This is a genomic window from Clostridium puniceum (assembly GCF_002006345.1).
In the GTDB taxonomy this organism is placed as follows: domain Bacteria; phylum Bacillota; class Clostridia; order Clostridiales; family Clostridiaceae; genus Clostridium; species Clostridium puniceum.
Map to the genome: position 1 here is coordinate 99383 of NZ_LZZM01000245.1, position 12360 is coordinate 111742.

The 12360-nt window shown below is 28.0% G+C and carries 15 protein-coding genes and 1 pseudogene; 13 read left to right on the forward strand and 3 right to left on the reverse strand.

Going from position 1 to position 12360, the window contains the following annotated elements; translation table 11 throughout:
* Positions 1-347: 347 nt before the first annotated feature.
* The 3 genes from CLPUN_RS26770 to CLPUN_RS26780 form a co-directional block, all read right to left on the reverse strand.
* Positions 348-851 (reverse strand): SEC-C metal-binding domain-containing protein, encoded by a 504-nt coding sequence (locus tag CLPUN_RS26770; protein ID WP_077850230.1) that lies wholly within the window; start codon positions 849-851, stop codon positions 348-350.
* Positions 852-915: 64 nt separating this feature from the next.
* Complete coding sequence (locus CLPUN_RS26775) at positions 916-1707, reverse strand: MBL fold metallo-hydrolase (protein ID WP_077850231.1); 792 nt, start codon at positions 1705-1707, stop codon at positions 916-918.
* 28 nt (positions 1708-1735) lie between these two features.
* Positions 1736-3001: a UDP-N-acetylglucosamine 1-carboxyvinyltransferase gene (locus CLPUN_RS26780; protein ID WP_077850232.1), complete on the reverse strand. Its 1266-nt coding sequence runs from the start codon at positions 2999-3001 to the stop codon at positions 1736-1738.
* Between the two features lie 481 nt (positions 3002-3482).
* On the opposite strand from CLPUN_RS26780, the gene CLPUN_RS26785 reads away from it, so the two are divergent.
* The 13 genes and pseudogenes from CLPUN_RS26785 to CLPUN_RS26835 form a co-directional block, all read left to right on the forward strand.
* Positions 3483-4022, forward strand: a complete 540-nt coding sequence (locus CLPUN_RS26785; protein WP_077850233.1) for a hypothetical protein — start codon at positions 3483-3485, stop codon at positions 4020-4022.
* 269 nt (positions 4023-4291) lie between these two features.
* Entirely contained in the window at positions 4292-4768 is a 477-nt protein-coding gene (locus CLPUN_RS26790; RefSeq protein WP_077850234.1) for a dUTP diphosphatase, read from the forward strand.
* Positions 4769-4885: 117 nt separating this feature from the next.
* Positions 4886-5317, forward strand: a complete 432-nt coding sequence (locus CLPUN_RS26795; protein ID WP_077850235.1) for a DMT family transporter — start codon at positions 4886-4888, stop codon at positions 5315-5317.
* A gap of 69 nt (positions 5318-5386) precedes the next feature.
* Positions 5387-6202, forward strand: a complete 816-nt coding sequence (locus CLPUN_RS26800) for an MBL fold metallo-hydrolase (RefSeq protein ID WP_077850236.1) — start codon at positions 5387-5389, stop codon at positions 6200-6202.
* Positions 6203-6360: 158 nt separating this feature from the next.
* A complete protein-coding gene (locus tag CLPUN_RS26805; RefSeq protein WP_077850237.1) occupies positions 6361-7563 on the forward strand; it encodes a S8 family serine peptidase in 1203 nt (400 codons plus the stop codon).
* A gap of 335 nt (positions 7564-7898) precedes the next feature.
* The gene (locus tag CLPUN_RS26810) at positions 7899-8894 is read left to right on the forward strand and encodes a DnaD domain protein (protein ID WP_198944419.1); all 996 of its coding nucleotides are present in this window, start codon (positions 7899-7901) and stop codon (positions 8892-8894) included.
* A complete protein-coding gene (locus CLPUN_RS26815; RefSeq protein WP_077850238.1) occupies positions 8887-9867 on the forward strand; it encodes an ATP-binding protein in 981 nt (326 codons plus the stop codon). The genes CLPUN_RS26810 and CLPUN_RS26815 overlap by 8 nt, the downstream gene beginning before the upstream one ends.
* 129 nt (positions 9868-9996) lie before the next feature.
* Complete coding sequence (locus tag CLPUN_RS27345; RefSeq protein WP_143329138.1) at positions 9997-10392, forward strand: helix-turn-helix domain-containing protein; 396 nt, start codon at positions 9997-9999, stop codon at positions 10390-10392.
* Positions 10393-10416: 24 nt separating this feature from the next.
* Entirely contained in the window at positions 10417-10524 is a 108-nt protein-coding gene (locus CLPUN_RS29790; RefSeq protein ID WP_423237326.1) for a helix-turn-helix domain-containing protein, read from the forward strand.
* Positions 10485-10631 carry a hypothetical protein gene (locus tag CLPUN_RS27900; protein WP_158078849.1) on the forward strand — a complete coding sequence of 49 codons (147 nt, stop codon included), beginning with the start codon at positions 10485-10487 and terminating at the stop codon, positions 10629-10631. The genes CLPUN_RS29790 and CLPUN_RS27900 overlap by 40 nt, the downstream gene beginning before the upstream one ends.
* 120 nt (positions 10632-10751) lie before the next feature.
* Positions 10752-11084 (forward strand): IS3 family transposase, encoded by a 333-nt coding sequence (locus CLPUN_RS26825; RefSeq protein WP_158078850.1) that lies wholly within the window; start codon positions 10752-10754, stop codon positions 11082-11084.
* 12 nt (positions 11085-11096) lie between these two features.
* A pseudogene (locus tag CLPUN_RS29795) lies at positions 11097-11312 on the forward strand (DDE-type integrase/transposase/recombinase); the annotation flags it as partial.
* Positions 11313-11837: 525 nt separating this feature from the next.
* On the forward strand, positions 11838-12360 hold a 523-nt coding region (locus tag CLPUN_RS26835), incomplete at its 3' end, for a reverse transcriptase N-terminal domain-containing protein (protein ID WP_198944420.1).

Sequence of the window (12360 nt, forward strand, 5' to 3'; positions counted from 1 at the left end):
TTTGAAATTGTAAAAAATAAAGCACTAATAAAGATTTCTTCGAAAATCTTTTATTAGCGCTGCCATAGCTCTTTTATTCTATTTTTACTCATTCTATGTATAATTTAGCCTAATTATACCAACTATATCTGTATTTGTGAATTGTTATTTTTCATAAAATGATAAAAAAGAAAAAGTTCTATCAAAAAATAGAACTTTCTAACTTAATCTGTATATTTTTGTATGTAAAAAACTAAATCATTTTCTAATTTTCTTAGATATAGATGCTATACTTTTAATACTTCAACAATGCAAATCACAATAATTACTTTACTGAAGATTACTTTTACAACATAATAATTAGAATATTATTTATCTTTTCCACAACATTTTTTATATTTCTTTCCACTTCCACATGGACATTCATCATTTCTTCCAACTTTATCTAAGTTTCTTACAATTTTAGATTCTCTATATTGCTTTTGTATTTCATTTCTCTTTTCTTCTGAGAATATTCCTTCCCATTGTGGTAATGTATATAAATATTCAGCTTTAGCATCTAACATATTAAAGTATAAAGTTTCTAAATTTAAATCTAATACTACTTCAGTATCAGCATCTATAGTTTCAAGATCATATTGATTCTTTAAACTATCATTAATTCCATCCATAAATCCCATAGTAAATTCTACTGTAGAATTATACTTTTTAGCTAATTCATTAATAGTAGTCTTTATAACTTCTTTGTTATTAGCTAATAATTCCTTGTATATTGCTTTTTCTAATTTACTATATTCTGCCCAGAAAGCATTTTCTCCTTTAGTCTTTACATAATCAACAACCATTTCTGTCCAATCTGTATATAAACTCATTTTTTAAATCCTCCCTTAAATCTTCATTTATTTATAATATTTATAAATTGTAAGCTTAAATTAATTAAATTTCTATATAGCTGCTAGGATTATGCCTATTCGCCATAGTTAATATTATGTCTTCTTTTTGCTTAATTCCATTTTCATTTAATACATTTAAAACTGTTTGATATGCTAAATCAGGCTGATTATTTGTATTACTTAAATGTCCTAAAATAATCTTTTTATTAAGTGAACATTTAGACAATTCCACAATCGCAGTTCCACAATCGTCATTAGATAAATGCCCTATTTCACTAAGTATTCTCCTTTTTAGTGGATAAGGATATGGCCCAAATTTAAGCATATTAACATCGTGGTTACTTTCAAGAAGTATAACCTCTGAATCTTTTATATTATTAAAAATTTCCCTAGTAAAAGTACCAAAATCAGTTGCTACACTTATACTCTTTCCACCAGAATATACTGTATATCCCATTGGCGCAGCTGCATCATGAGGAATATTAAAGGCTTTAATACTCATATCATTTATTTCAGTGACTGATCTCTTATCAATTACCTTTATATTATGATCTTTGATCTTTCCAATTGAATTTTCCATAGCAGACCAAGTATCAGCATTTGCATATATAGGAATATCATATTTTCTAGATAATACCCCTATTCCTTTAATATGATCACTATGTTCATGAGTTATAAAAATTCCATTTAAGTCATTTGGCGCTTGATTAATTTCTTGCAATGCCATATCAATCTTTTTCCCTGGGAGCCCTGCATCAATTAATATCTTAGCTTTATCCGAAGCAATAAACATGCTATTGCCACTACTACCACTATATAAAGAACAAAATATCACTTGTAACCACTCCCCCTTTGAATTTTTATTACTCTTCAACTTTTATTCTTTTAATATCTGCACCTAGAGCTTTAAATTTGTTTTCTATGTGAGGATATCCTCTGTCTATATGCTCTATACTAGTTATTTCTGTTACTCCCTCTGCAACTAATCCAGCTATGACCATAGCTGCACCTGCTCTTAAATCTGTTGCCTTTACTATAGCTCCTGTTAACTTTTGTGAACCGTCTATAATAGCAACTCTACCTTCAACCTTTATACTTGCACCCATTTTCTTTAATTCATCTATATGCTTATGTCTATTTTCCCATATAGATTCAGTAATTAAACTTCTCCCTGGAACAATACTCAATAATGTTGACATTGGTTGTTGAATGTCTGTAGGAAATCCTGGGTATGGAGTTGTTTTAATGTTAACACCTTTAAGCGATGCATTTACACTAACTCTAATGCAGTCATCCCCCTCTTCAATTATAGCTCCCATTTCTGTAAGCTTAGCAGTAATCGATTCTAGATGTTTTGGTATAACATTTCTAATATAAACATCACCACCAGTTGCTGCTGCTGCTATCATAAATGTACCAGCCTCAATTTGGTCTGGTATTACACTATATGAACAGCCCTTTAAGCTTTTTACACCTTTAATTCTTATTACGTCTGTACCTGCACCTCTTATATCAGCACCCATTGAATTTAAAAAGTTTGCTACATCAACAACATGAGGTTCCTTCGCAACATTTTCTAATGAAGTAACCCCTTCTGCGAGAGTTGCTGCTATCATTACATTTATTGTTGCACCTACTGAAACTACATCAAAAAATATATTAGCACCTACTAATTTATCTGCCTTCACATTAACTGCACCATGTTCTATAGAAACCTCTGCTCCTAATGCTTCAAATCCTTTTATATGTTGATCAATAGGTCTTACGCCTATTGGACATCCACCTGGAAGAACTACTCTCGCTTTCTTAAATCGTGATAATAAAGCTCCTATAAAATAATATGAAGCCCTCATTCTCCTAACATCATCTATAGATGCGTCAAAATTATTTACATCTGTGCTATCTATCTCTAGAGTATTATTATCTATCTTATTTATCTTACATCCTAAGCTTTTAAGTATTCTTTCTAAGCAGTGTACATCTTCAATATCTGGTATATTATCAATTATGCATTTTCCATCACTTGCCATTATTGCTGCTGGTAATATTGCTACTGCTGCATTTTTAGCTCCGTTGATATCAACACTGCCTTTTAGCAAGTTTCCTCCGTTTATAACTAATCTCTCCATTGAATTCACCCTATCTATATAAAATCTATATTAATTCATTTATAGTAATTTGCATTATTAACCTATTTTATTTTAAAATCTACTTTAATTATTATATCATAAACAAAATTTATTTAAATATATTTTTTCAGTCTATCACTACTTTTTTCAATCTATATGGTAATTAGCATAAAATTAAATAATTTTATATTGAATATAATTACATAATACCCATATTATTATATTTTTTATAAGTAAATATGTAAAAATATGTTTTTTATTACATATTTATTATTTGCACCAATTATTTAATTATTCTTCTATTCTTTTATTTTATTTATTGTGTTATAATTTATCCAATAGCTAGAAGTGTTAAATAACGGCTGCACGGTCCTGAACATTGTTCCCTTTGAGGGTATTTCATTTGAAATGTAAAATTTCATCTGAAAAGTTTCACTATTAAAACTTTGAGAATATGCTAATTGAGATTGTGAGGTTTGTCATGAATTACTATATAGTTGCATTATTTGATGAGGAAACCTATCAAGTAATATCACCAATACAAAGAAATATGTCTAAAAAATTTAGAGCAAATAGAAATTCACCAATGCCCTTTGTATTATTAACAACTGTAGAAAAACCAAATTTGGATAAATTATATCCAGTTGTTGATAAAATTGTAAATTCATATAAAAGTTTTAGAATTAATGCTAGTGATTCAGTATATCTTTTTGAACCTACTAAAAGTGTTAATTTGAAAATAGAAGACAAAGGTTATATAAAAAGGCTTTCTCGTTGCCTCTTAGACCAATTGGAACTTAGTGGCTTTGCTGCTAACAACTTTGGAGATAATTTTATTTCTCTTGCTAACGTTAGCTATATTCCAAAAGATTCAAAAAAGCAAGAGGTTAAATTAAACTTTCCTGAAATATATTTTAAAGATAATTATATTAAATTAAGAATCAAAAGCATTGAAATATGGAAATTACCAACTGTAAAGAAAAATGTTCCACTAAAGTCTTACATATTAAGAGATTTCTAATGGCAAGTTAATTTTATATAAAAACTTTCCACATGTGTATTAGATTATGTAGAATATTGATAAGTTTATAACTATATTTTTAAGATTGTGTTAAATAAAAATTATTTAACACAATCTTATTTTTTTGCATATTTTCCATATAATGGCTTGATATATAGTTAAATTTTGTATAAGAAAAAAATTTATTTTTTTGTATTCGTTTTCTGAACTTTCATTTATTTTAAAGATTTTGTAAAATAATATTAGTTTAAAATGTAGGAGGATTCGTTATGAATATTCAACCACTATTTAAAGTACAAAAAAAATACAATGATAGTCTACCAATAAATGATGAACTAACTTCTCACAAATTGCAGGTTCGTAAAAACTTAGAATTTGAAATAACTCTTGGTGCTTTAGCTAATGAAACTAATTGTTTTAATTATTTAAAGAAGAAATCTGCTCCTATTAATTTAACTTCAGTCTTTAACAAATATATAAATTGCCTTTCTCTAGCTTTAGCATTGGGAATGGATCATAAATATACTGATTTAATTGCAGTATCTATGAATCCTAATGATTATTGTCTAAGTGATCAATTCTTAAATTTATATATTGATATCAACGATTTAATTGCTTCCCCATCTATGGATCATTACTTAACTTTATTTGAAGACTTATTAAGTTTAGGTTTAACATTAGGTTTTTCAGAAGATCAAATACAAAATTCATTTAATAAAGAATTAGATAATTTAGAAGTACTTTAGTGTTTAAATATATATATCACTAGTTTGCTTTTATTAAATAGTTTGTCACGCTAACATGCTTATTTTATATAATATTTAGTAAACTTAAGGGAATACTACTCTTGAGGTGATATTGTTATGTTTGGAATAATATGTGCAATAATTTCAGGAATTGCTATGAGCGTGCAAGGAGTTTTTAATACACGCTTGGGTGAAAAAATAGGTGTTTGGGAAACTACATTATTGGTTCAAATAATTGCCCTTATTGTAAGCCTTATAGTCTTTCTAATTTGGGGTAATGGTAGTTATGCAAATTTGAAAGAAGCTAATAAGCTTTACTTACTTGGTGGAATTTTAGGTGTCGTAATAACTTTTACAGTTATTAAAAGTGTCGGTTCAATGGGACCTACCTTGGGTATTGGAATTATATTAATAGCTCAATTACTTACAGCTGCACTAATTGATGCTTTCGGATTGTTTGGAAATGAAAAGATTAGTTTTTCATTAAATCACTTTTTAGGTATTGTTATTATGATTATTGGCATTGTAATATTTAAATGTAATCATTAAGGGATATTATACGAAATATACTAACTTACTGTTATTTTTCTGGTATTCCTAAGAAGGGACGTATATAATTTGAATTTTTTTTCTAATATTAAATTTCTATCCCATTTAACATTTAACAATGTAACAGAATATTTTAAAGAGAGTAAACCAGTTAAATCTGATGAAATTACGGAAAACTCTATTAATTGGTTTGGTCATGCTACTACTGTTATTAATTTATCTAATAAAATTATTATAACTGACCCTGTGTTTTCTAGTCTTTTAGGATACTTTAAAAGAACAGTAAAAAAACCAACATATATAAAAAATTTAACAGTAGATTACATATTATTATCTCATGGTCATATGGATCATTTAAATTTTTCATCACTTAGAAAATTGAATAAGGATAGTGTCATAATTGTTCCAAAAGGATACTTTCGTATTGCTAAATTATTAGGGTTTAAAAAGGTAGTTTTACTACACCCTGGTGATGTTTACGAAGATGATTTTGTCAAAATTACTGCTTATGAAGCAGACCATGATGGTAGACGGTTTTATTTAGGTCATGATAATGAAAGCATTTCTTATTTAATTGAAAGAGATCATAGAAGAGTTTTTTTTGCAGGTGATACTGCTCTTACAAATAATTTTAAAGATATTACTTGCGATGTAGCCTTAATGCCTGTTGGATGTTATAAACCAGATAGATTCTCATACATGCATTGTACTCCAAAGCAAAGCTATGAAATGTTTAAAATGATGAATTGTCCTACAATGATCCCTATACATTATAAAACCTTCAGAATTTCATTAGAAAATTTTGAAGAAACTGAAGAAACCTTATTGAGTTTAAATGATGATTCGATAAAAATAATTGATATTGGAGAAACTTATATTTTTTAATAATTATTTAGAGATTATTTATTAAAGTTTTAAATTTAACTGTAAATAAATAATCTCTATTTTTTTCTGTTTTCATTCATAAATTTAGTTTATTTATATTAACAATAAAATTGTTTTTCATATAATATATTGAAGTAATAATATTCAGGAGAATATATATGTTTTCATCTAAAAGAAAATTAGATAATAATTTAAAGTACTATATAACAAACAATTCTTACAAAAATTATAGAGTGCTTATACAATATAATGATTTCCAATCTTCAATTGTAAAAAAAATAAATTCATATAAAGGAACCGTTTATCATATTATAGAATCTGCTCATCTTATAAGTGCAGAACTTAATTTTAGAGGTATAAATAGAATTTCAGAATATCCTGAAATATGTAATATCTATTTAGATGAATATTTATTTTTATGTGGCTTAAATATTACGGCTGCTAATAAAGTTCATTTTTCTGAGAATAGTAATTTATCTGGAGCAGGTATTGGGATAGGACTTATAGACAGTGGAATATTTCCGCATCCAGATTTAGTTTCTCCTAGTAATAAAATAGAGTTATTTGAAGATTTAATTAATGAATTTCATTATCCTTATGATGATAATGGTCACGGTACATCTATTGCTGGAATCTTATGCAGTAGTGGGTTATCTTCAAATTATGTACACAAGGGTATATGCAATAAAAGTAAACTATATTGCTATAAAGCATTTGACAAACTAGGTAAAGGATTTGCTTCTGACATACTCTATGCTGTAGAAAGCTTGTCCAATATATCCAAAGAAAATAACATAAAAATATTGTGCCTCCCCTTTGAACTTTTAACTCATAATACATTTATTACTTCTTGTTTCAGTTCAGTATTTGATTATGCCATATCTAAAGGATTAATTCCTATAGTACCTAGTGGAAGTAGTTCGAATAACAAAACATCATCAATTATTGGAATTGCTACTCTTCCCAATTGCTTAACTGTAGCCGGATTAGATACCACAACTCCACCTATAAGGTCTTATTTATATTCTTCTAGTGGACCTTATAGCAAAATATCTAAACCCGAATTATCTGCAGCCTGTGTCAATATTGTTTCTCTTAATTCTAATACTAACTATATCTCTGAAAAAAACGGCATTAAACTTTATCCAAATAAGCTCGATACACCTTATAAAACTTTTACCGGTACGTCAATAGCAGCTGCCTACATTTGTGGTGTATGCGCTTTATTATGTGAAAAGAATCCTTCTATAACATTTAAAGATATGGTTTCATTATTAAAAGTTGCTTCTGAACCTGTCTCAGATATCTCTAAAGCAATTCAAGGTGAAGGATTTGTAAATATCAGTAAACTTATGTCTTAGTGATTTCCATTATGATTTATTCAATAAATAACAGATTAACAATATAAAGAACAGATTCAATTTAATATAGTAAAGCTATATATCGTTAATTTTTACTTTAAGAAATCTACAGAACTATCTCAAGAATAATATAGTTCTGTCTTTTTTATTAATTTTAAAATTTACGTTAATTAATATTTAACTCTATTGCACTTATAATATGCTATAATTATTTCATAGATATATTATAATGCGAAGTATTTTGATGATAATAAAAGAATTAATTCATCATTAATTTTCCTAGCAAAAATTATATATTACTAACAAAATATTTTGAAAGGTAGGTAGTAATAAGAATGAGCACATTTATGCTAAAGAGTAAATCCATAGGATTCACTCCTGTTAATAATGTATTTATAGAAAAATACATGCCACAAGCTAGAGGTGAATTTATAAAGATTTACTTATTGATGCTAAAGCATAATATTTCTGGCGAATTAGGAGTTAGCTCATCAATACTAGCTTCCTCACTTAATTTATTAGAATCAGATATTATGAATGCTCTTAATTATTGGAATGATCAAGGCGTTATAAAATTTACTCAAATAGATAAGATGGGAAATTTCAATGTAGAATTTTTAGATTTAATTGATGAACCAATTAAACCTAAAAGGCAAATTGATTTATTGGAAGCTTTAGATAGTACAAATACTAAAGACATGTTAAAAGATATTGAAATACTTCTAGCTAGACCATTATCTCCAAATGAAATGTCAACTTACTTAAATTGGCAAAAAGAATTTGGTTTCTCTTCTGAATTAATTTTAATTTTAATGGAATACTGTATATCAAAAGGTAAAAGTGATTCAAGGTATATCGAAAAAGTTGCTTTATCTTGGTATGATTTAAAAATAACTACTATTGAACAAGCACAAAATTTAATAAAAAAGACTGAAGACAAATGGGTTAACATAAGAAAAATATTAACTTATCTTGGAATAACTAATACAGATATAATGAAGCCACAACAAGATTTAATAGAAAAATGGCTTCTTATATATAAATTTCCAAATGAAGTTATCTTAAAAGCCTGTGATGTATGTTTTGAAAGGCTAAATCGAGCAGATTTTAAGTACATTGATGGTATATTAACTAATTGGAATAAAAATGATATTAGAACCTTAGAGGATATAGCTCTTAAAGATACTAAAAATACAAAAAATGTTAAATATACAAAAAACTATAATACTAATAATGAAAAAGCAACTCTTAAGTTTAATAACTTTGAGGGAAGAGAATATGATTATGATTCATTAGAAAAAAAACTTTTAGGGTGGGATAATGATGATTAAAGGCTACCAAACTGAAATCTTAAAAATATATGATAAACTTAGAGACGATGAAACTAGAAATTTAAAGCTTAGAAAAAATGAAATTTCTAGAAAATATCCTGAAATTATTGAGTTAGATAATAAAATACAAAAACTATCTTTAGATATGGCTGTAGCAGTTATTAAATCTAGCGATAGTGAAAAAACATTAAATCAATTTAAAGATCAAATTACAGATTTAAGGGTTAAAAAATGTGAGATGCTAGTTGAAAGAGGATATGATCCAGAATATCTAAACTTACATTATAATTGTAACAAATGTAAAGATACTGGCTTCATAGGCAATACTAAATGCATCTGCTATAAACAAAAATTAATAAAATTATATTATAAAAATTCCGAATTGGAAAATGCAATAAAATCTAATAATTTCAATAATTTTGACTTAAGTTTATTTTCAAGTCATAAGCTTGGAGAAGAGAAATTCTCTCCAAGAAAAAACATGGAAAATAACTTAGAATATATATTGAAAGACTATATTCCAAATTTTCAGAACATATCAACAAACTTATTGTTTTATGGAAATCCTGGCAGTGGAAAGACTTATTTATCTTATTGCATATCTAAGGCTATATTAGATAAAGGATATTTGGTAATATATAAAACCTCTGATGAATTAATTAAAAATCTAAGAGATATAAGATTTAACAATGATTCTACCTTAGAACCATTACTATTAGACTGCGATTTATTGATTATAGATGATTTAGGAGCTGAATATCTTAATGAATTTTCTATAACTGAATTATTTAATTTAATTAATAAAAGAATTCTTGCTAATAAAAAAATGCTTATATCAACTAATTTAACTTTACCAGGTATAACAAAACAATATAGTGAAAGAATTGCATCTAGATTGATTGGAGAATTTAAACTTTGCAAGTTTTATTCAGAAGATATAAGAATCAAGAAAAATCTAGAGAAGAATAGATAGTAACCTTATAGTTATAGTATTTATTTCACCTAATAGTAAATACTAATTAAAACCCATGACAGTGATATGCTCCCTTTATAGTAGACAGTTAAAATAATAAAACTGTTTCTATAAAGGGGGTATTTTATTTTGCCTAGAAAATCAAAAGTAATATCTGAAGTTAAAGTACAAGTTGTTGAAGAATACTTAACAGGCGTAAAAAGTATGGCTCAGATAGCATATGAATTACAAATCAACTATAGTACAGTTCAAGACTGGGTAAGTAAATTTAAACTATTGGGATCCAAAGGATTAATAACTGAAAATAGCAATGCAAGTTATTCTTCTGAAATTAAAAGACAAGCAATAACTGATTTTCATAATAATCAAGGTTCTTTGAGAGAAATTTGTATCCGCTATAATATTTCATCACATAGTATTCTTCGTCGATGGATAAAGCAACATAATTGTGATAAGATATTGGAATCTTATCATACTAAAGGAGCTGCTATTATGAATAATGGAAGAAAAACTACTTATGAATAAAGAATTGAAATTGTTTCATTTTGTATTGCTAACACTAACGATTATAAATTAACTTCAAGTAAATATAATGTTTCATATCAACAAATTTATGGATGGGTAAAAAGGTACAAAGAAAATGGTATTCCGCTCTAGTCGATAGACGAGGAAAACATAAATCACTTGAGGATTTAAATGAATCCGAAAGATATATAGCCCAATTAAAACTTCTAGAAGCTGAAAACAGACGTTTAAAAATGTGAGAATGATTTCCTAAAAAAATTGGAAGAGATAGAAAGGAGGTAGATAAATCAAACAGAATACAAAAAAATAGATATTTTGCCATAAAAGAATTAAATAAACTTGGATATTCAATCTCTGAATTGTGCAAATGTGCAAATATTGCACGTTCGTCCTACTATAAGTGGCTTAATTATAGTAAAGATCCAAGAGAAAAAGAAAATCTTGCTATTTTAGATGAAATTTCTAAAATTTATAATGAAGTTAAAGGTATTTATGGATATCGTCGGATAACATTAAATATTAATAAAAGACTTAATTCTAAATATAATCATAAGCGTATTTATAGACTTATGAAATCTATAAATCTTCAGTCTGTTATTCGTAAGAAAAGAAAAAGCTATACTAAGAGTACACCTCAGATTATAGCTGAAAATGTTTTAAATAGAGAATTTTATTCTGATAATCCAAATTAAAAATGGTTAACTGATGTAACAGAATTTAAGCTTACAAATGGTAAAAAAGCTTATTTAAGTGCAATATTAGATTTGTATGATAATAGCATTGTTTCTTATGTATTAGGTTCTTCTAATAATAATAATTTAGTTTTCACTACGTTAGATAAAGCTATCGCTTCTAGTCCGAATGCAAAGCTACTATTTCATAGCGATCGAGGTTTTCAAGTGCGACAAGAAGTCGCGTAATACATTGTCGTTAGACTGCCCCATCCATTCGGGGTAACTCTATCGTGACTAGCGTGAATGGTAACGTTTGGGTTAGAAAGCTCACGAGACAATGTGGAAGTTCGAGTAGCCTAGGCTGGAACAACTGCTAGAGTAAAAATGCTATGGAGAACGTAAAGTGAATCATTGTAGGAATCGTTACGCTGAAGAAAGCGAAATAGGCTGAAACGCTTTAACCAAAATGGTAAGGAGTCAAGCAAAGGCCAACTGTTAAACCAATGCGAATGGATAAAGAACTCCCGGTTTAAAGATGACTCCTAAGGCATTTATAATTATGTATTACGTGGAACTTGGTAAACCCTATATGTTCCTCAATCGAGAGGTATCTAACCGTAAGGGGCGAAACAACATAGAGGGCAGAAGAAAAGGATAAAAAGCGAAAGCTGATTTTGTAATGAAAGCAGATAAAGGTTCAAACTTTGCCCCAACCCGAAAGGGTGCAGACTTATCCTATGGTATTTCTTAGCAAGAAAGGATTATATATTTATGAATTTTAGCAATTCAACGACGGATAAAACCGAGAAACTAAAAGACACGAAATCACTTGCCTTTCAATGGGAAACTCTTGACTGGAAACAAGTTGAATACGATGTTAATAGACTACAAACCCGAATCGCTAAGGCAACAGTAAAAGGATACAGCAATAAAACCAAAAGATTACAATACCTATTAACTCACTCTTTTTCAGCTAAAGCTTATGCTGTAAGAAAAGTAACAACCAATAAAGGGAAGAACACGTCAGGAGTAGATAAGAAATTATGGTCTACCTCTGCTTCGAAGATGAAAGCGGTGCTTTCGCTCACTGACAAAAACTATAAAGCAAAACCTTTAAGACGAGTATACATCGAAAAGAAAGGTAAAAAACAGAAACGTCCATTAGGTATACCAACAATGTATGATAGAGCAATGCAAACATTATATGCGTTAGCACTTGAGCCAATTGCAGAAACAAAAGGCGATTCCATTTCCTTTGGATTCCGCCGTGGACGAAGTGCAAAAGATGCCTGTG

Coding starts and splice junctions, on each gene's coding strand:
- CLPUN_RS26785 (WP_077850233.1), top strand. CDS start 3,483: ATGAATTACTATATAGTTGCATTATTTGATGAGGAAACCTATCAAGTA.
- CLPUN_RS26795 (WP_077850235.1), top strand. CDS start 4,886: ATGTTTGGAATAATATGTGCAATAATTTCAGGAATTGCTATGAGCGTG.
- CLPUN_RS26770 (WP_077850230.1), bottom strand. CDS start 851: ATGAGTTTATATACAGATTGGACAGAAATGGTTGTTGATTATGTAAAG.
- CLPUN_RS26810 (WP_198944419.1), top strand. CDS start 7,899: ATGAGCACATTTATGCTAAAGAGTAAATCCATAGGATTCACTCCTGTT.
- CLPUN_RS26790 (WP_077850234.1), top strand. CDS start 4,292: ATGAATATTCAACCACTATTTAAAGTACAAAAAAAATACAATGATAGT.
- CLPUN_RS26805 (WP_077850237.1), top strand. CDS start 6,361: ATGTTTTCATCTAAAAGAAAATTAGATAATAATTTAAAGTACTATATA.
- CLPUN_RS26780 (WP_077850232.1), bottom strand. CDS start 3,001: ATGGAGAGATTAGTTATAAACGGAGGAAACTTGCTAAAAGGCAGTGTT.
- CLPUN_RS26815 (WP_077850238.1), top strand. CDS start 8,887: ATGATTAAAGGCTACCAAACTGAAATCTTAAAAATATATGATAAACTT.
- CLPUN_RS27900 (WP_158078849.1), top strand. CDS start 10,485: ATGGGTAAAAAGGTACAAAGAAAATGGTATTCCGCTCTAGTCGATAGA.